The sequence below is a fragment of the Sinanaerobacter sp. ZZT-01 genome (assembly GCF_035621135.1).
In the GTDB taxonomy this organism is placed as follows: domain Bacteria; phylum Bacillota; class Clostridia; order Peptostreptococcales; family Anaerovoracaceae; genus IOR16.
Window position 1 is genome coordinate 659,904 of sequence record NZ_CP141728.1, and the last position, 26,198, is coordinate 686,101.

The 26,198-nt window shown below is 38.6% G+C and carries 21 protein-coding genes and 1 pseudogene; 9 read left to right on the forward strand and 13 right to left on the reverse strand.

Annotated features, from left to right (window positions below):
* Nucleotides 1-387 precede the first annotated feature (387 nt).
* The 4 genes from U5921_RS03235 (at nt 388) to U5921_RS03250 (ending at nt 5,874) form a co-directional block, all read left to right on the forward strand.
* Nucleotides 388-1,572, forward strand: a complete 1,185-nt coding sequence (locus tag U5921_RS03235; protein WP_324825043.1) for an AI-2E family transporter — start codon at nt 388-390, stop codon at nt 1,570-1,572.
* Nucleotides 1,573-1,774: 202 nt separating this feature from the next.
* Nucleotides 1,775-2,257, forward strand: a complete 483-nt coding sequence (locus tag U5921_RS03240; protein ID WP_324825044.1) for an NAD(P)H-dependent oxidoreductase subunit E — start codon at nt 1,775-1,777, stop codon at nt 2,255-2,257.
* Nucleotides 2,254-4,137: an NADH-quinone oxidoreductase subunit NuoF gene (locus tag U5921_RS03245; protein WP_324825045.1), complete on the forward strand. Its 1,884-nt coding sequence runs from the start codon at nt 2,254-2,256 to the stop codon at nt 4,135-4,137. Before U5921_RS03240 ends, U5921_RS03245 begins: the two co-directional genes overlap by 4 nt.
* Nucleotides 4,138-4,140: 3 nt before the next feature.
* A complete protein-coding gene (locus tag U5921_RS03250; protein ID WP_324825046.1) occupies nt 4,141-5,874 on the forward strand; it encodes a [FeFe] hydrogenase, group A in 1,734 nt (577 codons plus the stop codon).
* Between the two features lie 169 nt (nt 5,875-6,043).
* Here U5921_RS03250 and U5921_RS03255 read toward each other — a convergent pair whose 3' ends face one another.
* The 7 genes from U5921_RS03255 to U5921_RS03285 form a co-directional block, all read right to left on the reverse strand.
* A complete protein-coding gene (locus U5921_RS03255) occupies nt 6,044-7,528 on the reverse strand; it encodes a copper amine oxidase N-terminal domain-containing protein (RefSeq protein WP_324825047.1) in 1,485 nt (494 codons plus the stop codon).
* 120 nt (nt 7,529-7,648) lie between these two features.
* On the reverse strand, nt 7,649-8,836 hold the full coding sequence (locus U5921_RS03260; RefSeq protein WP_324825048.1) for a YibE/F family protein: 1,188 nt from the start codon (nt 8,834-8,836) through the stop codon (nt 7,649-7,651).
* A gap of 252 nt (nt 8,837-9,088) precedes the next feature.
* Nucleotides 9,089-10,024 (reverse strand): carbamate kinase, encoded by a 936-nt coding sequence (arcC, locus tag U5921_RS03265; RefSeq protein WP_324825049.1) that lies wholly within the window; start codon nt 10,022-10,024, stop codon nt 9,089-9,091.
* A gap of 54 nt (nt 10,025-10,078) precedes the next feature.
* On the reverse strand, nt 10,079-11,296 hold the full coding sequence (locus U5921_RS03270) for an arginine deiminase (RefSeq protein ID WP_324825050.1): 1,218 nt from the start codon (nt 11,294-11,296) through the stop codon (nt 10,079-10,081).
* Nucleotides 11,297-11,409: 113 nt separating this feature from the next.
* Nucleotides 11,410-12,399 (reverse strand): ornithine carbamoyltransferase, encoded by a 990-nt coding sequence (gene argF, locus U5921_RS03275; protein ID WP_324825051.1) that lies wholly within the window; start codon nt 12,397-12,399, stop codon nt 11,410-11,412.
* A gap of 256 nt (nt 12,400-12,655) precedes the next feature.
* The gene (locus U5921_RS03280) at nt 12,656-14,167 is read right to left on the reverse strand and encodes a PLP-dependent aminotransferase family protein (protein WP_324825052.1); all 1,512 of its coding nucleotides are present in this window, start codon (nt 14,165-14,167) and stop codon (nt 12,656-12,658) included.
* Complete coding sequence (locus U5921_RS03285) at nt 14,164-14,766, reverse strand: DUF1836 domain-containing protein (RefSeq protein ID WP_324825053.1); 603 nt, start codon at nt 14,764-14,766, stop codon at nt 14,164-14,166. Before U5921_RS03285 ends, U5921_RS03280 begins: the two co-directional genes overlap by 4 nt.
* 462 nt (nt 14,767-15,228) lie before the next feature.
* Between U5921_RS03285 and carA the strand changes: the two genes are divergently transcribed.
* Both carA and carB read left to right on the forward strand, forming a co-directional pair.
* Nucleotides 15,229-16,308 (forward strand): glutamine-hydrolyzing carbamoyl-phosphate synthase small subunit, encoded by a 1,080-nt coding sequence (gene carA, locus U5921_RS03290; RefSeq protein ID WP_324825054.1) that lies wholly within the window; start codon nt 15,229-15,231, stop codon nt 16,306-16,308.
* Nucleotides 16,301-19,501, forward strand: coding sequence for a carbamoyl-phosphate synthase (glutamine-hydrolyzing) large subunit (gene carB, locus U5921_RS03295; RefSeq protein ID WP_324825055.1), 3,201 nt, complete (start codon nt 16,301-16,303; stop codon nt 19,499-19,501). The genes carA and carB overlap by 8 nt, the downstream gene beginning before the upstream one ends.
* Nucleotides 19,502-19,506: 5 nt before the next feature.
* Here the strand turns inward: carB and U5921_RS03300 are convergent, their stop codons facing one another.
* Together U5921_RS03300 and U5921_RS03305 are read right to left on the reverse strand one after the other, a co-directional pair.
* Nucleotides 19,507-20,652 carry a class I SAM-dependent RNA methyltransferase gene (locus tag U5921_RS03300; protein WP_324825056.1) on the reverse strand — a complete coding sequence of 382 codons (1,146 nt, stop codon included), beginning with the start codon at nt 20,650-20,652 and terminating at the stop codon, nt 19,507-19,509.
* A gap of 228 nt (nt 20,653-20,880) precedes the next feature.
* Nucleotides 20,881-21,909, reverse strand: a complete 1,029-nt coding sequence (locus tag U5921_RS03305) for a rod shape-determining protein (protein WP_417765036.1) — start codon at nt 21,907-21,909, stop codon at nt 20,881-20,883.
* 633 nt (nt 21,910-22,542) lie between these two features.
* Between U5921_RS03305 and U5921_RS03310 the strand changes: the two genes are divergently transcribed.
* The 3 genes and pseudogenes from U5921_RS03310 to U5921_RS03320 form a co-directional block, all read left to right on the forward strand.
* On the forward strand, nt 22,543-22,770 hold the full coding sequence (locus U5921_RS03310) for a spore coat associated protein CotJA (protein WP_324825058.1): 228 nt from the start codon (nt 22,543-22,545) through the stop codon (nt 22,768-22,770).
* A 7-nt stretch (nt 22,771-22,777) separates the two neighbouring features.
* Complete coding sequence (locus tag U5921_RS03315) at nt 22,778-23,026, forward strand: spore coat protein CotJB (protein ID WP_324825059.1); 249 nt, start codon at nt 22,778-22,780, stop codon at nt 23,024-23,026.
* Nucleotides 23,027-23,030: 4 nt separating this feature from the next.
* Nucleotides 23,031-23,234 (forward strand): annotated as a pseudogene (locus tag U5921_RS03320) (manganese catalase family protein); the annotation flags it as partial.
* 62 nt (nt 23,235-23,296) lie between these two features.
* On the opposite strand, the gene U5921_RS03325 reads toward U5921_RS03320, so the two are convergent.
* From U5921_RS03325 to U5921_RS03340, 4 genes are all read right to left on the reverse strand, one after another.
* A complete protein-coding gene (locus U5921_RS03325) occupies nt 23,297-23,950 on the reverse strand; it encodes an ADP-ribosyltransferase (protein ID WP_324825060.1) in 654 nt (217 codons plus the stop codon).
* Between the two features lie 36 nt (nt 23,951-23,986).
* Nucleotides 23,987-24,562, reverse strand: coding sequence for a hypothetical protein (locus U5921_RS03330; RefSeq protein WP_324825061.1), 576 nt, complete (start codon nt 24,560-24,562; stop codon nt 23,987-23,989).
* A gap of 8 nt (nt 24,563-24,570) precedes the next feature.
* A complete protein-coding gene (locus U5921_RS03335; RefSeq protein ID WP_324825062.1) occupies nt 24,571-24,777 on the reverse strand; it encodes a helix-turn-helix domain-containing protein in 207 nt (68 codons plus the stop codon).
* Between the two features lie 83 nt (nt 24,778-24,860).
* The gene (locus U5921_RS03340) at nt 24,861-26,192 is read right to left on the reverse strand and encodes an amidoligase family protein (protein WP_324825063.1); all 1,332 of its coding nucleotides are present in this window, start codon (nt 26,190-26,192) and stop codon (nt 24,861-24,863) included.
* Nucleotides 26,193-26,198 lie beyond the last annotated feature (6 nt).

Below are 26,198 nucleotides of genomic sequence, written 5' to 3' on the forward strand. Positions count from 1 at the left end.
TTTTCGGCAAAAGTGACTTTCCCCCTTAAATCTCCTGTCAGGCGATGTGCGCGGATCACAAGCGGAAAAACCTGCCGACATCCATCTTAGCTATTAAGCCCTGAAATATCTCCACACTATCTTCTCCTATGCTTTCATGTAAGAAAACCGCCCTCTTAATCCCATTTCAGCCGCCTCAAAATTCGTTCATTGCACAAATCCACAATGCTCAATTGCTTTCATATTTCATGGAAAGCATGCGAAAGTTACTAATCTGTCAAAAGAAGGTGCCCGTCGATATAAGCAATTCTGATATTTTTTTGAATATTGTTTCCTTGTTCATGAAAAGTAATTGTTAAGTATAGTATTATTGTTTATAATATTATAATAGAAAGGCAGGTTTCAATCATGAGTCGACTCAGAGAAATTCTCAAGGATAAGCAATACACTAAAGCGAGTATTTTTATATCCATAACTACTATTTGTTTATATATTATATATCTTATTATTTCTAATTTTTCTTCCATTCTTATAAGCATAAATTCTGCGATTGGAAGTTTAATCAGTGCTTTTTCTCCATTTCTCATTGGATTGTTGCTTTGCTATCTTCTAAGTCCTCTTGTTGAAATGATTGACGACCGATTGATTGGAAAATTCTTTCATCCAAAGACAAAAGATCCGATTTTATTAGAGCGCTTTAAAAAAAGGAGCAGAATTTTCAGTATTTTATTGACCTTCCTTTTAATTCTCAGCATCCTTCTTTTAATCCTCTATGCATTTACTGTACTAATTTTAGGACAAGTTGTATTTTTCAGTCTTCAAAGCATGTTAGACAATCTGATTCTTTATTTTACGGAATATGAAAAAATCATTTATGACATTCTGCAAAAGATACCAAACAGCGGCTTGGATACAAACTGGCAGGAAACTATCAATCATATTCTGACTTGGTTCTCCCAAATTTTTAATGCAGATGCCGCTGTCAATTTCATTGCAAATATTGGAAATGGCATCTTAAACTTTGCTTTAGGTATTGTTGTTTCTTTCTATTTATTAAAAGATCGCGACTTTTTTCTGCGTTTATGGAGAAAAACCTTACACTTACTTCTTCCGATGGAGCAAAGCTCTAAGTTCAGTGAAACGCTGAGAGAAGTTGATGTTGTTATCGGTCGATTCTTACGTGGGCAGTTATTGGATGGTCTTATTATTGCGATCTTATCTTCCATTGGTTTGACTATTGTCGGACTTGACTTTGCTGTTTTAATCGGCTGTTTTGCCGGAATTGCAAACATAATCCCTTATTTCGGACCAATCTTAGGTATGATTCCTGCTGCAATCGTGGGATTATTAAGCGGCAGCTTCAGCCAAGCAGCTTTTGCTGTATTGGTACTATTTGTAATTCAACAAATAGACGGCGCAATCATTTCTCCAAAGGTGGTCGGTTCGAGTACCGGCCTTCACCCTGTTTTTGTCTTGGTTGCAGTTACGGTTGGCGGCTATTATTGGGGCATTTTAGGCATGCTTCTAGCTGTTCCTGTTGCTGCTATCCTCAAGCTCTTTCTGATGAAAAAATTACGTAATCTCGATTCGTAAAAATACTGAATTTATTCCTGCATTTTACCATTTTCACAAAAATATATTTACATTATTTCTTTTTTATTAAATATAAGTGGTGCATTTCTTCTTTTTTCGCTAAATTATTTATAAATTTCTTTACAAGTCATCTTCCTGTATATATACTGTTGATATTAATTAATTTTTATCTTATTTTAGTAGACTAGAAAGGACGAAATCTATGCCGAAAAAAGGTATGTATCCGGAGGTTGATTTGATTCTGAAAACCCATGAATTAAAACAATCTGCCATCATTTCTATTTTGCAGGATGTACAAAAGCAATACCGCTATCTCCCCCCAGAAGTTTTGACTTATGTCGCTCGCCAATTAGATTTAAGTGAAGCAAAAGTTTACAGTGTTGCAACCTTTTACGATAATTTCTCTTTGGAGCCAAAAGGGAAATATTTAATTAAAGTATGCGACGGTACTGCTTGTCACGTTCGCAAATCAATTCCAATTTTAGAAGAGCTGCGTAAAGCATTGGGATTGAGTGATAAAAAGCACACGACGGATGATATGAATTTTACGGTTGAAACGGTCTCCTGTCTGGGAACCTGTGGATTAGCTCCCGTTCTTACGGTAAACGATAAAGTATATCCAGCCATGACCCCGGAAAAAACAAGAGAATTATTAAAGCACTTAAAAGAGGAGGTCAACGAATGAAAATTCCATCATTGGCTGCCTTCCAAAAAAGGCAAATGGATTGTGCGAAAGCCTTGAAGCTAGAGCACAAAAAAATATTAGTTTGCGGTGGTACCGGCTGTGTTGCCGGAGGTTCCTTAGATATCTATGCAGCTTTCCAAGAAATCATTAAAAAAGGAAATTTTTCTTTTGTCGATGTTCAGCTTGAAAAAGAAGAAAAGCCGCATGTATCGGTTAAGAAGAGCGGTTGTCACGGATTCTGCGAAATGGGTCCTTTGGTACGTATTGAACCCTATGGCATTCTATATGTAAAGGTGACCAAAGAAGATGTAGCAGAAATTTTCCAAGAAACCATTCTGAAAGGAAAACCGGTAAAGCGCCTCCTCTACCATTTTAATGGTAAAAACCACACAACAGAAAAAGACATTCCGTTTTATAAAAAACAAAGAAGAGAAGTCTTACAGCACTGCGGACTCATCGATGCCGAATCGATTGAGGAATACATTGGCATTGGTGGCTACACAGCATTTACAAAAGCTCTATTCCAAATGAGCAGTGACGAAGTGATTGAAGAGGTCGTTCTCTCAAAGCTTAGAGGAAGAGGCGGCGGCGGATTTCCAACCGGAAAAAAATGGATGCAGGTAGCTCGTCAGAAAGAAACGACTCGTTATGTCGTCTGTAATGGGGATGAAGGAGATCCTGGCGCCTTCATGGACAGAAGCGTTATGGAGGGCGATCCGCACAGAATGTTGGAAGGTATGCTTATCGCTGCGGTTGCCGTACGTGCTACGGAGGGCTTTATCTATGTGCGTGCTGAATATCCTTTGGCTGTTACACGTCTTCGAAATGCAATTGAGCAGGCCAGAGAATGGGGCTTATTAGGTAAAAATATTTTAGGTTCTGATTTTAGTTTTGATATTAAGATTAACCAAGGTGCAGGTGCGTTTGTCTGCGGTGAAGGAAGTGCGTTGACAGCCTCTATTGAAGGAGACCGTGGAATGCCACGTGTAAAACCTCCAAGAACGGTTGAACAAGGACTGTTCAGCAAGCCAACCATATTAAATAATGTAGAAACTTTTGCAAACTTACCAAGTATTATACTGAATGGGAACGAATGGTTCCGCTCAATGGGTACACCAAGCAGTCCGGGAACAAAAGCATTTGCCTTAACCGGAAATGTAAACAACACGGGCCTGATAGAAGTTCCTATGGGCACCAATTTAAAAGAAATCATCTATGAGATTGGCGGCGGTATTAAAAACGGAAAAGATTTTAAAGCCGTTCAAATCGGCGGTCCGTCCGGTGGATGTCTATGTCTTGACAAGGAACATCTCGATCTTCCTCTTGATTTTGATTCCTTGAAATCAGCCGGTGCAATGATTGGTTCTGGCGGACTTGTTGTTATGGACAGTGATACTTGCATGGTCGAGGTTGCGCGTTTCTTCATGAGTTTCACACAAAGGGAGTCTTGTGGGAAATGTGTTCCATGCAGAGAAGGTACGCTTCGTATGCTGAATATTTTAGAGAATATTACAAAGGGAAAAGGAACGCTGGAGGACCTTGATCTCCTAGAAGAATTGGCAGAAACAATTACAGATACCGCACTTTGCGGACTTGGAAAAACCGCTTCGCTTCCGGTGATCAGTACCTTAAAGTATTTCCGCGACGAATATCTGGCTCACATTGTGGATAAAAAATGTCCGACAAAAACCTGCAAATCTCTTTCCTCCTATGTTATCGTAGCCGATAAATGCAAGGGCTGTTCTAAATGTTCGAGGGGCTGTCCGGTTAATGCAATCAGTGGCACCATTAAGGAGCCATTCGTCATTGACCAAGCGAAGTGCATAAAATGTGGTGCTTGTAAAGACGCTTGCAGCTTTGCGGCCATTGAGGAGGTATAGACAATGAATACAATTGCAACAACAAACCACGATGAATTTATGTGGATTGATGGCCTAAAAGTAAAACTTGAGGGCGAAAAAAATATATTAAAGGTTATTCGAAAAACCGGAATTCACCTTCCAACCTTCTGTTATCACTCTTCTCTAAGTACTTATGGTGCTTGCCGTATGTGTGTGGTAGAAGATGAAAGAGGCACAGTTATGGCTGCATGCTCTACTCTACCAAAAAACGGAATGTCTATTAAGACAAATACAAAAAAATTATTGAAGCATAGACGAATGATTCTGGAGCTTATTTTGGCAAACCATTGCAGAGACTGTACAGTCTGTGAAAAAAACGATGACTGTGAACTTCGCTCTCTTGCAGCCCGTTTAGGGGTGAAGCACATTCGTTTTGATAATAACCGTGAGATACATCCTGTTGATCAATCGAGTCCTTCTATCATTCGTGATCCGAGCAAATGTATTTTATGCGGTGACTGTGTGCGTGTATGTTCCGAAACACAAGGCATGGGTATCTTGGACTTTGCCTACCGCGGTGCAGATATTCAAGTAACAACGGCATTTAATAAAAAGCTGAGTGATACCGATTGTGTTTCATGCGGACAATGCGTAGCAGTCTGTCCAACCGGAGCGTTGGTAATCAAATCGGAAACACAAAAAGTTTGGGATGTATTGCTTGATCCAAATAAGCGTGTTGTCTGTCAAATGGCTCCGGCTGTCCGAGTTGCACTCGGCGAAGAATTTGATCTTCCTGCCGGTGAACTGGTTACCGGAAAAGCCTTCGCAGCTCTAAACCGATTAGGTTTTGACTATGTCTATGACACAAGTTTATCTGCAGATATGACTGTTGTCGAAGAAGCAAACGAATTTATGAAACGATTAGAAGATGGCGGTCCATTTCCTATGTTTACCTCTTGTTGTCCAGCATGGGTTAAGTTTGTTGAAAGCAAGCATCCGGATCTTTTGGATAATATCTCTACTTGTAAATCTCCAATGCAGATGCTCGGCGCAGTTTCTAAAAATCATTTTACACAACCAAAGTGGAATGATAAAGAAACCATTATGGTCGCAATTATGCCTTGTACTGCAAAGAAAGCAGAGGTTTCAAGACCGGAATTTGTTCATAAGGGAAAGCGTGATGTTGATATTTGTATCACAACACAAGAATTGGCGTATATGATTCAGGAAGCCGGCATTGATCTTTCCAACCTTACGCCGGAATCTCCTGATATGCCGTTTGGTCTTGCTTCCGGGTCCGGACTCTTATTTGGTGTCACAGGAGGTGTTGCAGAAGCTGTAATTCGTCGTTGCAATGCTGAAAAAACTTCGGAATCACTTCAAGCCATTTCCTATTGCGGGGTTCGTGGTATGGAAGGAATAAAAGAAGCTACGATTGAAGTTGGTGATCGTGAAATTCGAATCGCAGTTGCTCACGGGCTACAAAATGCGGATCAATTAATCAAGCAGATGAAGAGCGGAAGTATCTATTATGACTTTATAGAAGTGATGGCTTGTCCTGGCGGCTGTGTATGCGGCGGCGGTCAGCCAATTGCTAAAAGGCGGCTCACTCGTGAAAAGAGGACAGAAAGCATCTACAATGCAGACGGAATCGCTCAGCTCAAATATTCAGATGAAAATCCACAAGTAAAAAGTCTTTATTCTGCTATGAAACCAGAAGATGTACATCATCTTCTACATGTTCACTATCCAAAGCCGGCATTGAATGATGAATAAAAAATATTCTTTATCAAATCTTTAATGATAATAAAAGCAAAACGAGAACGGTTAAAATCGTTCTCGTTTTGCTTTTTAGCATTAAATAAAAAAAGAGGGAATCTCTCAAGCCATATTCTGACCTTGAATCCCCTCTTTTCTCTTATATTTTTAAAATCCAGTCATACTTTTAGTTTAAGCCTTCAAACGTTTTCATGTAATCCACAACATTTGCTCCTTTAGGAATTGTTGTGTCAACTTTTTCAGTAGAAACCTTTGATTCTGCTTTCATATTCATCGTCATTTCCATTGTATTAGGGATACTCATTACTACATTACAAACAGAGCTCAAAGCATCTCCGCTTACATCCAGATCCATAGAAATATCCTTTGAATTAATGGAAAATTTAACCTTTGTATCCTTTATTTTTCCATCTAGCTCATTCAATTGAATTGTGCAAGAAAAATCAGATTCCTGTAACTCTTTTAACGCTTCTTTGGAAAGCCCTAACTTTTTATCAAGAACAGTATTTAGAGCATTTTTATCAATTGTTAAAGTATGTGTATTGCCTACTGTCTTGAACGCTGCATCTCCAGCAAGTTCTTTTGCAAGAGCATACGTGGTGTTTACATCTTTGTAGGTGTCAACTGTAAAGTCAGCTGAAATGCCACTGATGAATTTTGTAAGAAGTTCAGACAAATTCATATTTCCAGAGAAGCCTTTGCTCATATTCATAATACTTTGGAAATCCATTCCCATTTCTTCATACATAGCGTTCATATCCATCTTATACCATGTATCAGCTTCAACTTTCTGACCTAAGCTTCCCATAACATTGGATAACATCGGACACTTTATGTACATAATACCTGAATCACTCATCTTGATCTGCATCTCAATATTTTTCAATGCATCTTTCATCGGTGCTAATGCAGCTTTTTCTTCTTCAGTCATATCCTGAGACTTGAACAAAGCATCCAAATCCAAAGCCATATTCATAGTCATATCTGCATTCATTCGCTGCTGCAAGGCCGCTAACCTTCCGGAAAAACCGACATTCATTGCTTGTTTAGCATCTAACGGTGACGCAATTTTTACATTTCCATCTAAAGTACCTGTCGTTTTATATGTTTTTTCAGAATCATATTCCACCGCATACGGCATGCTTAGATAAGAAAAATCCTTATCGGCATTTTTAAATATTTTATCAAAATCAATGATAATAACTGCTTTGTTTGCATTGTCCCATCCTACAGAATAACCAAATGCTTCTGCGATAGAACGAGTCGATACATATGTACGGTCGTTTTTCTGGTCAACAAAAGGAGCTACGTCCATCTTTTTGCTCTCTGTCTGCTCACCAGTTGTCACTTTAAGGTCCGTATTTCCAACTGCAAATGAGATGTTTCTATCTCCCAGCTTTGCTGTTACCATCTCTTTTTCTTGATCATATTGAACGGTAGCATCCAATTTTTCTAAAATTGCACGGAATGGTATCATTACTCGGCTATTTACCATTTTAGGTGCCGCATCAGTAAAATCAATCATTTCACCGTTCAACTGAACCTTTATTTGAGTAGATGTCTCCGCAGCAAATACCGTGAGGCTGCTAGAAAATACCATAGTCAAAATTAAGACAAAAGCAAATGCTTTTTTTAGTGTATGAAATTTCATTTCTTTTCCCCCTTATAATACACTTTAATATCTCAAACTCCAACCATATGGAAGGAGTCTATATCTTTTATATTTTATCAGATATGTATTATGTATTCAACTCCCATTTTCCTCATATTTCTATTTCTCATCATTTTTTTTAATTTCTGTTGATGTCTCGCTTTTTTTGGTATATAAAATTCCACATACAACCGCAGTAAGCGGTATCGTCAAAAGAATAGCCGTGCTCCCCACTAGGGCTTGTAATATCTCTGCAATAATTTGCTCTCGATTCAAAAGTTCTGTCATAGAGCTTGTATAGGTAATCAGGAGTAAAACACTGGAAAAGGAACTTCCAATGTATGCCAGTACCAATGTATTTGACATGGTTCCCATAATGTCTCTTCCGATTGTCAAACCACTGCGAACAAGTTTATGAAATGAAATATTCTCCATATGCTGCTGTATTTCATATAAGGAAGATGCTATGTCCATGGCTACATCCATAACGGCTCCCATTGCACCGATTACAATTGCGCCAAAAATTACTGCTTTCAAGTCAATTGGATTTTCAACATTCATCATATGTAAGTAAACGGAATGTTCATCTACGTATCCTGTCATATATAAAAATTGATCCATTCCGACTGTCAGTAAGGCAGACACAATAACACCAAATACACACCCGCAAATAGTTGCAAGCGTTTTTTTTCCCATACCGTTTACAAGCAGCAGCGTCATTATAATGGTATAGATACATGTAAGCAATGAAGTTATGTAAATATTATAACCATTCAATACCGACGGAATAAAAACTGCAAATACAGCCAGACAAGTCAGTGATAAGGATAGAATGGTATTGATTCCTTTTTTTCCACCTAAGATAATCATCAATACAAAGAATAATAGCGACATCCAAATAATGACATTAAGTCTTGCGAAATCGCCGAAAACCCACTCTGTTCCAAATTCCTCCGAAGGATAATTATAAATAATCACTTTATCCTTCAGCTCAATTTCTTTTAACGGCGCATACGATTCATCAAGAATTTGAGAGACAGTAACGGTTTTCCCTCTTTGCTCACCATTTAGGATCTTACATTTAAAAAGAATGGCTCGATTTTTAAATTCCTGTCCTCCAAGTGAATAATCTTTCTGCTGTTCTCCAATTATTTCTACTACATTCGCTTTCGCAGCAGCAGAGTCACTTTCTACAAATAAATCCAAGTCTTTGCTTACGATACGGTTTCCAACAAAAATCAATAAAATCGAGATCGCAAGTGTTAGTATCCAAATCGTATCATTCATCTTCCTTTTTGTTAATTTCATAATATCTCCTATCTTGTATTTTAGCCTCGTAAATAATCAAAACTTCAAATCCTCGCTATTATAACTTTTTTTTTTTTCATCTGTCAAGATAATACGAAAATTAAAGCTTCTATTGAAACTGTCTGCAATAGAAGGATCTTTTTATTACATTTTAAGTGGTAAAAAAGAAAACTGATACATCTGTTTTCCAGGTTAGATGTACCAGTTTTCTTCTTTTGCTATATTTAGATGAGAGTATAAAAGGTATCGTTTTTATAGAGTAATTACGGTCCCTGTTTTTCCTTCTAAAGCATCTACTGCTTTATAAAGTGAAGTGATAATTGCTTTTTTACCAGGGTTTGCTTTTGCAAATTTTACTGCTGCCTGTACCTTTGGAAGCATGCTTCCCGGTGCAAAGTGACCTTCTTCTATATACTTTTCAGCTTCTTCTACTGTTAGCTCTGCTAAATTCTTCTGATCCGGTTTATTAAAATTAATTGCAACCTGCTCAACTTCTGTCAAGATCATCAGGGCATCTGCGCCTGTCTGCTCTGCCAATAATTCTGCCGCAAAATCCTTGTCAATTACAGCAGCTACGCCTTCTAAGCCCTGCTCTGTCTCAACAACCGGTATTCCGCCGCCGCCACAGGTAACTACAATGGTAGAATTCCATAATCTGTTTACAGAATCGATCTCGCAAATTTTAGATGGAATCGGCGAAGCTACGACACGACGAAAGCCTCTTCCTGCATCTTCTTTCATATTATAGCCTTTTGCTTCCATTTCCTTTGCCTCTGCTTCGGAATAAAATGGACCAATTGGCTTTGTAGGATTCTTAAATCCCGGATCTTCCTTATCCACAACCATCTGCGTCACTAAAGTAACAACTGGGATGTCTTTTCCAATCTTTTTGAGTGATTGCTTTAAACCTTGTTGAATATGGTATCCAATGTAGCCTTGGCTCATTGCACCACAAACATCAAACGGCATTGCAGGAGTAACATCTTTTGCAGTCTCAGATGCTAAAAGAATTCTTCCAACCTGCGGGCCGTTGCCATGAACAATTGCAATTTCATGCCCTTTTTTCACAATTTCAGCAATGTATTCGCAAGTTCTCTTTACTACATCAAGCTGAGCTTCTGCAGTTGCAGGACCTTTTGAATCCTGTAATGCATTCCCACCCAGAGCAATTACTAATTTTTCTTTCATTTTATCCTCCATTTAAGCGATTCTGCCTTCTTCTAGTGCAAACCTTATTATCACTTAATCTCTGTTAATCGGCATACTCATACATCTTGGGCCACCTCTGCCTCTGGAAATCTCAGAACTAGGAATGGTGAGTACCTTAATCCCGTAATTAGCTAGTATTTCATTTGTAATATAGTTTCTGTCATAAGTAACAACTACACCCGGAGCAATTGCCAATGTATTAGAACCATCGTTCCATTGTTCTCTTTGTGCTGCCATTAAATCATTGCCTCCGCAGCGAATCAATTCCACAGCGGGGAGCTTTAATTCGGATTTCAAAAGATTTGTTAATGTATCCGTTACAGATACAAACTGTAACGCTCCATCTTTACCTAAAGTAATCTCATACAAATGCAATGGCCCTTCAATTTCCGGGTGAATCGTAAACTTATCGTAATCAACCATCGTAAATACCGTATCAAGATGCATAAATGCCCGACGTTTTGGAATATCAAATACCAAAATTTTCTTAAAACTGTTCTCGCTCTTTAACACCTCTTCTGCCAAAATGCTGATTGCTTCCGCAGAAGTTCTTTGAGAAAGACCAATCGCTAAAATTTCAGGGGAAAGCACTAAAATGTCTCCGCCTTCAATTGGATTTGGACCTTCATGCTGATACCAAAGGCGCGTTCCCTCAGGCATCAATTCTTTATTATGCTCAAATACGTATTTCAGCATAAGAGATTCTCTTCTTCTCGCTTCCGTATGCATGCAGTTTACAGAAACGCCATTTCCAATGCAAGCGCCCGGATCTCTTGTAAAATATAAGTTTGGCATCGGGTCTGTATAATACGGATACCCCTCTGCAATGATACCTGCAAAAGAGTTGGGTGCCTTTACCTGCACATCGGTCTTCTTAATTCCCTTTATGCACTGTTCCACCATATCTTCTACGGATTTATCCATTAACCATTCTAAAATGCTGTCCTTTGCATAAGGTGAAACAATATTGCTTTCCTCAACAAATTCTCGTGCAAATTTTTTTCTAACTTCCTTATCCTGCAAAGCTTTTACAACTTCTTGTTTGCAGTAAACAACTTCAACGCCATTCTCTCTAAGCACATCAGCAAAACAATCATGCTCATGCTGTGCAACTTTTAAGTAAGGAATATCATCAAACAATAGTCGTTCAAAATTATCCGGAACCAATCCTTCTACTTCTGGCCCCAGTCTATGCAGCATTACTTTATTCAACTTTCCGATTTCGGAATAAATATTAACTCCCGGTTTCATTCTGTCACCATTCCTTCTATTTTTGCAGACCGAAAGACTCCCGCTCCTCCGGCCCGCTACATATTCAGGGTTACAGCCTACGCGTACGCTGTGGTTCGTTATTATTCCACAGATTATGCCATTGTTGCTACGATAACTGCTTTGATTGTATGCATTCTGTTTTCTGCTTCATCAAATACAACAGAGTGCTTGCTTCTGAATACTTCATCCGTAACTTCACGAATGTCATATCCCTTTTCTTTCTGTGTTTTTGCCATCGTCGTTTCGAAATCATGGAATGAAGGCAAGCAGTGAAGGAACAATACATCTGGATTTTCTGTTTCCTTAATCATTTCCATCGTTACCTTATAAGGTGTAAGCATACGAACTCTTTCCGGAATCTTGTCTTCTTCTCCCATAGAAGCCCAAACATCCGTATAAAGTACATCTGCACCTTTTAAGCAGGAAGCATCATGACAAATCTCAATGGTAGCACCAGTTTCTTTTGCAACTTCTCTTGCTTCTGCCAAAACAGCTTCGTCTACCTTTAATTCTTCCGGTCCATATGCAACGAAATGCATGCCCATTTTTGCACAACCATACATCCATGCATAGCTCATGTTGTTACGGATATCGCCGCAGAAAACAACCTTAACCTGGTTTAACGGCTTGGAGCAGTGCTCTTCAATCGTCAACAAGTCAGCCAAAATTTGAGTCGGATGATCCACATCAGTCAATCCGTTCCATACCGGTACACCGGAGAACTTTGCCAGATCTTCTACAACCTTTTGGTCAAATCCTCTGTATTCGATTCCGTCATAGAATCTTCCTAAAACCTTTGCAGTATCTTCCAAGGATTCCTTCTTGCCCATCTGAGAGCTTCCGCTGTCAAGAAAAGTAACGCCTGCGCCTTCTTCCATAGCAGCTACTTCAAATGCACATCTTGTTCTTGTAGAGCCTTTTTCAAACAACAATACGATGGTCTTTCCCTTCAATACATGGTTTACAACTCCGGCTCTCTTCTTTGCTTTCAGATCATGTGACAAATCAAGCATGTATCTGATTTCGCTAGGAGTGAAATCCATCAATGTTAAGAAACTTCTTCCTTTTAAATTTACTGCCATTTTTTCTACCTCTCTCATTCTTTCTTTTAGGTTAGTTTATCGCACGAATACACGTAAGGGAATTTCTTTTGTCATGTACATGTATTAGTTTGATACATCTTTAACAAAATCATACTATATTAGCCATAAAAATAAAGTACCAGTCCTATTTTTTTTGCGTGTGCCAGTTAAAATTTTTGTAAAACTATGTCAAAGTCATAAAAAATTTGATGTTTTTTTGTTTTCCCCTTATCATCTTTTGAAATCCACTTCAAATTCAGTCTTTTTCTAAACTTTGCTCCATTGCTTCAAGAAGAACGCCCATTCCCTTTTCAATCTGCTCCAATCCCGGATAAGAATAGTTCAACCGTATGTACTGCTCTCCTTTTGTGCCATATGGGAAAAATACACCGCCGGGAATGAATGTTACTCCCTTTTTTCCTGCCAATGTAAGCAGGTGATTTAAATTCATAGTTTCAGGCAGCTTGCACCAAATATACACACCACCTTCCGGTTTTTTAAATTCGACACCTAATTTTTCTGCTGCTCCTAAGCATTCGCACATCCGATCTCTCTTCTTCCTGTAATCGACACAGATACTTTTCAGATTTTTTTGATACATCCCGTTTTTCATATATGTGCAAAGCAGTCTTTGTGACAGACTGTCAAAACTGATTAAACGCAAAGAGATTAAATGGCTGAGATTTTTAATAACAACACGGGGTGCTACTACAAAAGCCAGTCGAATGCCAGGTGCAAAGGTTAAGGCAAAGGAATAAATATAAATAACAGAATTACACGTATCCAGTGCTTTTAAAGATGGAGTTTGATTTTGCTGATAACAAATTTCCGAAGCACCGTCATCCTCAATGATTGGCACTTGATACCGATAAGACAGCTTCAGAAGTGCTTTTCTCCTTCGAAGGCTCATAATAATCCCAGTCGGATCATGGTAGCTTGAATTTGCATAAATGAATTTAGGATGGTATTTTACAATCAAGGGCTCGATGCAATCTGTGAGCATTCCTTCTTCATCCATCGGCACAGTAATTACTTTTGCACCAGCTAGTCGAAGCTCACGAAAAACATCCGGAGAGATGGGTTCCTCCGTAATAACCACATCCCCCTCTTCAATAAATAACTCGGTCAAATAGTCAATGGCCTGATTGGTTTCTGATACAATTTGAATTTCTCCATGTCTGGCGTTGATTCCTTTTCCCTGCAAAAATACAGAAATAGCCTGACGCAGTTCAAAAAGTCCCTGATACGGTGTATAGGCATACAGATCATCTTTGCTCTCTTTTGAGTCTGCAATTAGTTTTTCTAAAATTAAGCCCAAATCGGCTCCGTAATAAGATTCGGGTGCCGCAATTCCTCCAGCAAAAGAAATATTTCCATTGTCATAAGATCTAGAAAACAAATCATCAAATGTTGTCTCCAAGTCCAAAACTGGCTGTCTTATTAGATGTGACCACAAAATACTTTCATTCTTTTTTTGTTCTTCCTCTTTTTTATTTGTTTCATTTTGGCTCAGATCAAGTTCATCCATAATACGATAGGTTACACGGTACCCCTTCCCCTGGGATGCACTAATTAAACCATCTGCCTTTAGCTCATTATACGCTTTGATAATAGTATTTCTATGCACATCGGCAATCCTAGCCATGACACGCTCAGAAGGAAGTGCAGAGCCATCCTGCAATTCTTCTTTTAATATCATTTCTTTAATCTGATTTTTAATTTGCCGATAAATCGGCGTTTGACTTCGATGATTGACCGTTATTTTCATTTTTTACTTTTATCCTTATTAAAGTACTCATTCATTAACTTCTGTGCTAAAAACTTCTGTGCATTTGCTTTCATCGATAGATTTACAATCAGCATGAATAATTCAGTAGTGTCATCATCCGCAAGTTCATCATCATCTAAGTTTTTCTTGATTCGATCGATATCCCCTGTTACCTCAGAAAGTAAATTACCTTGTTCTTCCTTATATAAGTTTAATGTATTATTATAAATTTTATAAAAATCAAATTTTTCATCAAATTCCGAATTATAATTTTCAATCAGTGGTTTCATTAAGGTTTGAATCTCTTCCATCTGGAAGGTTCCCTTTAAATAGAAAATTAGGGTTAGTAAAATAAGATGATCCTTCGTATATTTTTTGTTTTTAGGTCTTGGAATCAAATGATGTTTTACATAATTAGAGACCATAGTCTTTGTCATCACCTTATCTTTTTCTTCTCTCTTATAAGCATTTAAATGTTTATTAATAAAAAGTACTGCTTGATCCATATAAAGTTCCATATCCGGAAATGCATCTCCCGATATAACGCCTTCTCCTACAAATTCCTCTACAGTTTGTTTTATGAACTCCTCATATCTCATATCAAACGCTCCTTTTCAACCTTTCATTTTATCCAAAATGTAATATATTTTTACAAACCATATTATATGGTTTTAAAAAACCGATGTCAATGTCTAATAAACTTGTTTGTTGTAACAAAACGAGAAATTTATATAAACAAATCATACCTTATTTGTCACCTTATATCAAAAGCTTTCTACTATTTTTATTCTTCTTTTAAAATTTTATCTGATTCTTTATATCTACTGTTGCTTCTGCATTGTCCCAATTGGAAAAGGTCCTTTTTCTTTTCTGTATACCTAACTTTACAGACTTGACGTATACCATCTATTATGATGATACTTTTTCCCTCTCCTTCGATTATTCATGTATAAAATATATAGTATATTACGCTTTTTTTTATTTTATTTGTTGAATAATTATTTTTATTTATGTATAATTATACGAATTAATTTATAAATATAAGAAAGGAAATATAGAGTATGAAGGGTTTATTATATCTAGAAGACGGAAGCATATTCCAAGGGGAAGGATTTGGATTCCCAAAAACTTCAGTTGGGGAATTAGTATTCAACACTTCAATGACCGGTTATCAGGAAATTCTCACCGATCCCTCCTATGCCGGGCAAATCATTAATTTTACATATCCTCTAATCGGAAATTATGGTATTGCCGAATCGGAAAACGAATCGGAAAAAATCCATGCATTCGGTGCAATTGCAAAGCATATTTGCTTTCACCCCTCCAATTATAAATCTGTTGATACCATTGACCAGTGGCTTTTTCATCAAAAAGTTCCTGGTCTTTTTGAAATGGATACCAGAGCGATCACTCGAAAAATCCGAAAATTTGGGTCGATGAAATGTGTCTTGAGCAATGAAGGAATCTCAATTGCACAAGCAAAGAAACTATGCGATCAAACAACGCTTACACAAGATTATATGAAGACTGCCGGCACAAAAGACATGGTGCATATTAGAGGAAATGGTCCAAAGGTCTGCATATTGGACCTTGGTATAAAATCCAGTATATTGGAAGAGCTGAAAAAAAGAGAATGTGATCTTTATTTATTTCCCTATAAAACAACAGCGGAGCAGCTTATGTCCGTTAAGCCTGATGGCTTGTTTCTGAGCAATGGTCCCGGAAATCCACAGGAGGCTGACGAAGCCATCCGTGAAATTCAGAAACTGCTTTCGGTGCTTCCTATCTTTGGAATTTGTATGGGACACCAGCTTCTAGCACACGCAGTCGGCGGAAGTACGTACAAGATGAAGTACGGACACCGCGGTGCAAACCACGGTGTTTTTGATAAAGATACAGGATGCAGCAGCATTACTTCTCAAAATCACGGCTTTGCTGTTGATCCAGAAAGCATCTTGCTTACAGGAATGGAAATCTCACATATTAATTTGAATGACCGCACGATGGAAGGAATGCGCCACCGAAGCTTACCAATCTTTTCCGTACAATTTCATCCAGAAGCTTCACCCGGTCCGAATGACAGTTCCTACCTATTCGACCGTTTCGTCACACTAATGAAAGGAGACAAACTTTATGCCTAAAAATTTAAGCTTAAAAAAAATACTGATACTCGGCTCCGGTCCAATCATAATCGGGCAAGCTGCCGAATTCGATTATTCCGGTACCCAAGCATGTAAGGCCATTCGGGAGGAAGGAATTGAAACAGTATTGGTCAACAGCAATCCGGCTACTATTATGACTGATCCCGGTATCGCAGATCGAGTTTATCTCGAGCCTCTCAAATTAGAATTCCTAGAAAAGATTATTGAAAAGGAACAACCAGACGGGATTCTTGCCGGATTCGGCGGGCAGACGGCCTTAAATCTCGCTATGCACCTTGCAGATAAAGGTATTTTAAAAAAATATAATGTGTCTCTCCTAGGTGTCAATCAAGAAAGCATTCAAAAAGCAGAAGATCGCGAAGAATTTCGGCAACTGATGCTTACTATTGATGAGCCAATTCCTCCAAGCATCATTGCAACAAGCTTAGAAGAATGTGAAACATTTGCTGAGAAAGTAGGTTACCCTTTGATCATTCGACCTGCCTATACCCTAGGAGGTACCGGCGGTGGTTTTGCAAATAACAATGAGGAATTAAAGGTTCAATGTCAAATTGGAATGGAGAACAGCAGTATTGGACAAATCCTTCTTGAGAAATCTGTAGCAGGATGGAAGGAAATTGAATATGAGGTAATGCGGGATGCTAAGGATAATTGTATCATTATCTGCAATATGGAAAATTTTGATCCGGTCGGTGTTCACACCGGAGACAGCATTGTCGTGGCTCCGTCTCAAACACTACGGGATACCGAATATCAAATGTTGCGGAATGCTTCTTTAAAAATCATCCGCAGTTTAAAAATTGAAGGTGGCTGTAACATACAGTTTGCTTTAGATCCAAAAAGTAACCATTACATCGTCATAGAAGTAAATCCGAGAGTCAGCCGTTCCTCCGCACTCGCTTCCAAGGCTGCTGGTTATCCGATCGCAAAGATCGCTGCAAAAATCGCCCTTGGCTATCATCTTGATGAGTTGAAAAATTATGTGACAGGTGATACGAGTGCTTGCTTTGAACCAACCTTGGATTACTGCGTCGTAAAAGTTCCGACATGGCCCTTTGATAAATTTCAAACTGCTTCCAGAAAACTAGGAACACAGATGAAAGCAACGGGTGAAGTTATGGCAATCAGCAATTCCTTTGAAAATGCACTCTTGAAAGCCTTAACATCCTTTGATAATAAGAACAACGGTCTTCGCATACCATGGATTCAAGCACTTCCCAAAAAAGAACTCTCAACCATGCTATCCGTTCCCAATGACCAGCGCATTTATGCTTTGGCGGAAGCTCTTCGAAGAGATACGACCATCGATGCCCTTCATGAACAAACAGAGATAGACACTTGGTTTTTAACCGCTCTCAAACGAATCACTGACATGGAACAAACCCTTGCTGCCTCCCCTCTTACTCCAAAACTGATGCTTGAAGCAGAAGCAATGGGCTTTACCGATCAGGAAATAAAAGATTTATCGAAGCTTCATCGTGCTGCCATGCAGGATATAAGGATCTACAATGATATCTTCCCTGTATATAAAATGGTCGATACCTGCGGAGGAGAATTTGAATGCCATACACCATATTATTATTCTTGCTTTGATAAAGAAGATGAAAGTCAAATCAGCGATCAAAAAAAGGTGCTCGTCATCGGTTCTGGACCGATTCGTATCGGGCAGGGAATTGAGTTTGACTACTGCTGTGTTCATGGTATATGGGCATTACAAAATGCCGGATACGAAGCGATTATGATTAATAACAATCCGGAAACAGTCAGCACTGATTTTGATACTTCCGATAAACTTTATTTTGAATCGCTTCATATGGATGATGTCATGAATGTGATAAAAAAAGAACGCCCGGAAGGCGTCATCGTACAATTTGGAGGCCAAACCTCACTTAATTTGGCACAGCGTTTGGCAGAACGCAGCATTCATATCCTTGGCACAAGCTATGCTTCCATCGACCTTGCGGAAGACCGGGAAAAATTCAGCTGCCTTTTAAAAGAACTGGGCATTCCAACTCCAAAAGGCTTTTCTGTCACAACAATTGGGCAGGCATTTTCCGCAGCTTCCCAATTACAATACCCGCTGATGGTTCGTCCTTCCTATGTTATAGGCGGAAGAGCAATGCAAGTTGTATACAATGATGCGGAGCTTGAAAAATATTTGCGAGAAGCAGTCTCCCTCTCCACTGAACATCCGGTTCTGATCGACCGCTACATTCAGGGAAAAGAAATTGAAGTCGACGCCATTTCTGACGGCGAAGACATCCTAATCCCGGGAATTATGGAACACATCGAAAAAACAGGCGTTCATTCTGGCGACAGCATTTCTGTCTATCCACCATATACGCTTTCGGAAGATATAATCAGCGCATTAACCGCCTATACAGAAAAAATCTCAAGGGCATTAGGCGTCAAAGGGCTTATCAATATTCAATATGCATATGACGGAAAAGAAATTTATGTTATTGAAGTAAATCCACGTGCATCACGGACTGTACCGATTTTGAGCAAAGTAACTGGAATTCCAATGGTAAAGCTTGCTGTTGATGTTATGCTCGGCAGCAAACTAGAGGATATGAGGTTCGGAACTGGTCTTTTTAAAAACCGAGCACTTCATGCGGTTAAAATCCCCGTTTTTTCCAGCGAAAAGCTTGCTGATATGGACGTTGCTCTAGGACCGGAAATGCGATCAACCGGAGAAGTACTTGGGATTGATTCCGAATTTTCCGATGCGGTTTACAAAGGGTTTCTTGCCTCTGGTGTTCTGATTCCAAAGAAAGGCAATTTGTACATCTCCCTTCGTGACAGTGAAAAAACGGAATTTTCGGCTGATATAATAAAGGAATACCGTGCACATGGTTTTTCTGTTTCTGGCTCAGAAGGAACGGTCAACTTCTTAAATCAGCATAGGATACCGGCTTCTATTCTTTCCGAGGAAGAAGTGCTTTTAGCTATACAAAACAAAAACATGGCTCTCGTTGTAAATGTTCCTGAGCATCTAAATGATCCACAGAGCGGTGCTTTTCATATACGTAGAAAAGCAACCGACTGCCATGTTCCCGTTCTTACCTGCATGGATACGGTAAAAGCTTTTCTTCTAGCTATCAAAATTGAACAGCAGGAGAAAAGAAAATCATCCATAAAAGTACAGGCTTTAGAAGCGTATCTCTCCTAATCCATTTATAACTGTTTCTTCGGTGGTTTATCCCCATAATACTGGTAGTAACAAGTCTCAATTCTTCCGTTATAGAGCTTACGCCGTCTGTCTGCTGCTTCTTTTCTGAATTGAGGTTCAAATTCTTTATCTGAAGTAACCAAATACAGGGACCATGTCGGATTTTCCGTAAAGAATTTCCGAAGGTCCTTGTAAATTTTTTGGATCTCTTCTTTTTCTCCAATTCGTTCTCCGTATGGAGGGTTTCCTATCATAATTCCGTATTGCTCTGTTGCCTTAACCTCTGCCACAGGCTGAACTGAAAAAGAAATACAGTCATCAACACCAGCCTCTTCGGCATTTGCCATAGCTGCTTTTATCGCAGTAGGGTTTATATCCGAAGCTGTAATCCGCACTTCAGCATTGTAGTCAATTGCCGAAAATGCCTTTTTCCGCTCTTCTTTCCATAAGGTTTCTTCAATGCCGCTCCACTGCTCTGCTGCAAACTTTCGCTGCAAGCCCGGTGCAATATTTCGTGCTAGCATCGCTGCTTCAATAGCAATGGTACCAGAACCGCAAAACGGATCGACCAGAAGCCTCCCGGCTTTCCAAAATGACAATTGCACCAGGGCGGATGCTAACGTTTCCTTAATTGGTGCTGCCACATCTTTAACCCGGTATCCTCGCTTGTGCAACCCCGCTCCACTCGTATCAATCGTAATCGTTACTCTGTCTTTTAAGATTGTAACCTTAATTGTATATTCTGCCCCGGTCTCTGCAAACTGTTCACAAGCATAGGTTTCCTTCAATTTTTCGACAATCGCCTTTTTTACAATCGATTGACAGGCCGGAACGCTATGCAGCTTTGACTTTACCGAAGTCCCTGTTACGGTAAACTTTGCATCTTCTGTAATCCACGTCTCCCAAGGGAGTGCCTTTGTTTGTTGAAACAGTTCTTCAAATGAATCTGCTTTAAACTCGCCCATTTTTAATAGAACACGATCCGCACACCGCAGCCATATATTTGATGTCACAATGGCTCTCTCATCTCCTATATATGTGATTTTTGCGTCTTCTGATTTTATAATCTTAAATCCAAGAGCCTCAATTTCTCTTTTTACCACCGATTCCAGTCCAAAGGTTGCGGTTGCAATCAATTCCAATTTTGCCAAAAAATATTTCCTCCTTCAATCAAAGGTAAATGAACCTTTCTCAAAAACACAGATAAAATTTATTTATAAAGTGAAAAATAAAAAATAATCAAAGACTTTTATATATCTACAATCTGCTTTTTATCTGATAGAAGATACTACTTCCTACAGATAAAAAGCTGTCTCAAAACAGCAAATATATTACGCTACTTTGAGACAGCTCTGATTTACTCTTTGATCAATGCCGCATTAAATAAATGATTTTTTTCGGTTCATTGCGTTATTCTGAATGGCATCCATTGAATTCAATGCCTTTCCGGTTCCAATTGCAACACATGATTTTGGATCTTCCGCAATGATAACAGGAATACCGGTTCTCTCTTGAATTCTACGGTCAACACCGTACAACAAGGCGCCCCCTCCTGTAATATAAATGCCACTGTTGCTGATATCTGCCGCCAATTCCGGAGGCGTCCGTTCTAAAACGGCATGTGCCGTTTCACAGATTACCTGTAAAGGTTCATCTAAAGCTTCCATCATCTCCTTGGATGTAATTTCCACAGATTTTGGAAGACCTGTTACAAGGTCTCTTCCCCGGCATTCTTTCACAACAATATCTTCACGAGGATATGCAGTTCCGACTGTCATTTTCATCTCTTCAGCAGTACGCTCTCCTATATAGAGCTTGTGCTCTTTTCTCATGTACTTAATGATATATTCGTCAAACTTATCACCTGCCACTTTTACGGATGAGCTAGTTACAATTCCTCCTAAAGAAATAACCGCTACATCTGTAGTCCCTCCTCCAATATCAATGACCATCACGCCATCTGGTTTAGCAATATCAAGCCCTGCACCAATCGCCGCTGCCACCGGTTCTTCCATAAGAAACACAGCCTTTCCTCCTGCCTGTGTTGCAGCCTCCCGAACAGCTCTCTTTTCTACTTCTGTCACCCCGCTTGGAACACAAACCATAATTCTAGGCTTAAAAAACCGGCTATTTCCACACGTTTTTCGAATAAAATATTTTAACATTCTTTCAGTAACATCATAATCGGAGATAACGCCATCCCGAAGAGGACGCACCGCTACGATATTACTTGGGGTTCGTCCCAGCATTTGGCGCGCTTCTTCACCTACCGCCAAAATATCATTTGTATCTCGATTAATTGCAACAACGGAAGGTTCATTCAGAACCACACCTTTTCCTTTTATATAAACTAATACATTTGCTGTTCCAAGGTCAATACCTACTTCATCTGTAATTGCCAATTTCATTCCTCCTTGCCCTTACACGTTTCCCTTTTTCGTGCTTGCCCAATTATTATATCTATTATTCCTCTAAATTTCAATTTATATTTTCACTTCTATCCGTTTTTTACTTTACCCTTTTTTTAGAAAAAAACTATTTACCGTATAAAAAGAAAATATATTATTTATTACTTTTTATAGAAGTAAAATTCGTCACAACGAGTCCATTTTACGCATATAATAAATAGAGTCCGAGAGAGGAGGTTATGTTATATGCCTATTATTCCGCTTCTTGTCGGGTATCTCGTTGGCAGTCGCTGCGGTTCAAATTCTTGCAGATGCTGCACGAATTGCTGTAGCTATAATTGTGTTTGTCGATGCCGACGTTGTTACAGACGTTAACTAAAAATAATAAAGATAAATCAGATGAACTTGATATAAATTACAACAAATGAAAAATAAAACAATAAATACAAATGTTTAATTATATGATAATAGTTTAAAAACAACCTGCAAATACCTGTTTTTACCAGGAAAAGCTGCCTATCCAATAAGGATATGACAGCTTTTCTGTTTTTATGCACCATTTTTTTTAGAAAGCATAGAATAATTTTGAAGACTGGAAACAGTCAACTTCTATCATAGAAAGGAGCTTTTATCGTGGATGATTTTGCACTAAAGTTTGGTGAAATTACACTAGACCACAATTTTCCCAATCCGGTTTTTAAAACCGTTAATGGAAATTTACCTTTAGATCAATTACCTTTAGCAATGGCCTATGTTCCTATGCAGATGTGGAATGGAACTTATGAGGGGATGCGTGCTCTCGAAAGAGGAACTATTTTCCCTGATTTAGATTTACCGTTCAGTGGAATAGGAGTGAAATAGGATAGTTATGACAGAACAACAAAATTTAATGAGACGGTTACAAATTCAAGATTTTGTAATAACCGATATTAACCTGTATTTAGATACCCATCCTACCGATCAGGCAGCACTGGAATATTACAAAAAATATCGCGATTTAAGAAGTCAAACAGCGACAGCATATATTAAACAATTTGGCCCGATTACTCCAGAAGATGTTTACGGAAACACTTGGACGTGGGTAGAATCACCTTGGCCATGGGAAGGATGTGTATAAGAGTATGTGGACATATGAAAGAATGCTGCAATATCCGGTTAATATAACCAAACCAGACGCACGCTCAGCTAAAATTATTTTAACCCAATACGGCGGACCCGATGGCGAACTCGGCGCTTCTATGCGCTATCTTTCACAGCGATATACCATGCCGTATCGACAAGTCGCTGGTATATTAAATGATATCGGTACAGAAGAATCAGCACATCAATGGTGTACATATTCGATATGATAAAATTCCTTCATTTATATATATCATTTAATTTTTTATTATATTAATTCTAATGTATCTAAATAAAAAAGCTCACATTCATATAAAAATATTCTTTTTAAATTATGTAAAAATATCGTTGGTGTGCTGGGATCTCCGATAGGACGAATAAATCCACCCGGAAAAAGCATCATTTCTTGTTCATCTATTCTGCTTTCTATCAAAGTAGCATAGATACCAACTGTATTTCGAGGAACTCTAATTCGAAGTATATGTGAAGCTTTAAATTTCCATTCAGAACTAGAAAGCAGTGCATTTTTTACTAAAGACGTACTTAAAAACCCTTCCTCGCAGGTAGGAATCCCATTATTGAAATCAGATATCATCTTGCTAATAAAATAATCTGGAACGATTCGATACACAATTATATCTTCAGGAATACGTGGTGCATCAAGAAGTAAATAAATTAAAAAGTCTATTAGTGCAGAAATTTTTAGAGATTTTTTTTGTTCAGTCCCTCTTAGATAAGCATTCACATTTCTATGAACATATCCTAAATAATACTGAATAGGCGCTGTCATATGAGATGTAGTTTTTCTACCTAATAGGCCCATTATATCTGTATTGTTTAAATAATGACTAGACCATTCTTTATAAATTTTTTCGCCCCAATCAGAAGCTTCTTCTATTGTTAAAAATTCTTTATACTTCATAAAAACTCCCATGAATACATTTTAAATACTTACCCCTTATTCCCCCAGCTTCTTATGGAGCGGAACTCTTCCCTGCTTTTTAGCAGCTTCTTTAAATGGAACCAGCTCTTTTTCAATCAGTGCATCTAAGTCCTTTGTCAGTAAAAATCTCTGATATTCCCCATCTACCTTTTCCCATGCAGCAATTAAGCGATTCTTTTCCAGGGAATAGATAAAAGTTTCATCGCATTCCACACGGATCAGCTGCGGATCTCCGTGAATATCATAATCCACTACCGGATCCGTATAGCTATAAGGAATTTTACCGATTCGCTCATCATAAATGATAATGCTCTCCTCAAACCCAGCATTTTCATCTTCCTCCGTATCAAGTAAACCATTTTCTATTTCTTCCGCGGTCATCACCCAAAGTCCTATATTTTTAGCAGCATTAATACGCAGATGCATCTCAGTTTCCGCAGAATCACAATCTAAATATTCTTCCCCACAAATTACGGCAGCCATTTCCTTAAAGGAATCTACCTCATACATATTCCTATCCAAAGTTGCTATCAAGAAGTTACCTTCTTTCTCTTTTATTTCTTTCTGCCCATCAAATACTAATTGAATCATAAATCCTCCTATATCCGTTTCCCATCTTTTAATATAAAATTAATTTCTAATTGCGCTCCTAATATTTCCGCAATTTTTCGAAGTTCTTGCTCTGAGAAATTATCTCTTTTAAATTTATTGTATAAATTCTGCGGCGTTGTAGATTGAGCTTTTGCTAAATCTGCAACCGATAACTTATTTTTTATAAGCAATATTTTGATTTTTTCTGCCATCATCTATAATCACCTCTTCTAACGTAGAATATAACACGATTTAATTTTATTTGTCAACTATTTAGTTACATTTATCTATTTTATAGTTATCTATTAAACCATTCGTTTCGAACAAGTACCGATAATAGATGCTCTTTATCCTGTTTCCTGGAACAAACCGTATCCAATACATTCATGATCGCCTGATCAGATTGCCCGCTGTTTTGCTCATATTGATTAATAATCTCTCCACGTTTTCGATCTTCAGCTGTTACTTCAAAATTTTCACTTAATTGTATTCTTGAACGTTCCGCGGAGTTGATGAGTCCAGCAGCATACTTTATATTTGCTTGAATGATACCAGGGTTTAAAGTACCGTTAAAGGCTCGAAATTCAATTGTTTTTTTTGCTCTAAAAGGGCGAATGTTAACACTCTGATATCTTCCCCTAGAAATCTGATCCATAACATTTTGAAATATATGTGTTTCCCCTCCTTGTGGCATTCGTGTAGTTATTCCGTCTCGGTTCTGCTCTCTGGAAGAAGGTGCATAGCCGCCTCCACGAAATCTTCCCTGCTCGCCTCCGGAAAGTTTGAAATACACTTCTTCAAATCCAGCTGCCATTTTAAAAAAGCGTCTCCAACGCTGTCTTTTTCCATCTAATGTATGTTCTGCACCGATATGAACATGTCCTCCGGTTTTATAATTAACCTGCGCACCGTGTCGTTTTGCAACCTCACAAATTGTTTCAATCTGTTTCCATGTTTCCGGTGTGTCTTGCAATATTGGGGATATGATTTCTCCACCAAATCTTCCACTCGTAACGGAACCATCTCTTTCCACTTTCCACTTTCCGGGATTACTTTGAGAATGATATCGCTGCATTCGACGGCTGCTGCAAATTCCACGCTGATATAACTCTGCTGCAATTGGATTACTATCACCATTTATAAATTCCAATTCCACACCAAAAGTAACGTCAGATCCATTTAACACATTTTCTCTATAATACGGAATTGGCTCTCTTGCCAAACGTTCCATATCCTGTCGAAATTGCTCCGGATTATCATTGTAAAAGAAAGCATCGTCTTGATGCTGTTGTTGGCAAATATTTATTTCTGATTGCTGTTCATGAGCCATATATTCCCCAATAACTTGATTGGGTGAAATAGCTTCATTTTGAAGATTTCCTGTCACTATGCCCTGGCTTACTTGCCCCTGCGCAATTTCTACAGCTTCTATGTGTCGGCATCTTGTATGGCGATGCTGATGATCCGGACAAGTGCAGCTACCGCTATCTATATCAACATGATAAGTATTTCCGCTTCCGGATCTGACGTTCGTACCGGAACCAAGGAAGGATACGTGTACGTTTTCTAATCCACGAGTTCGACTTTCCATGGTTACATCAACTTCCAAACCATCCAATCGGTTTTCCATTCGATC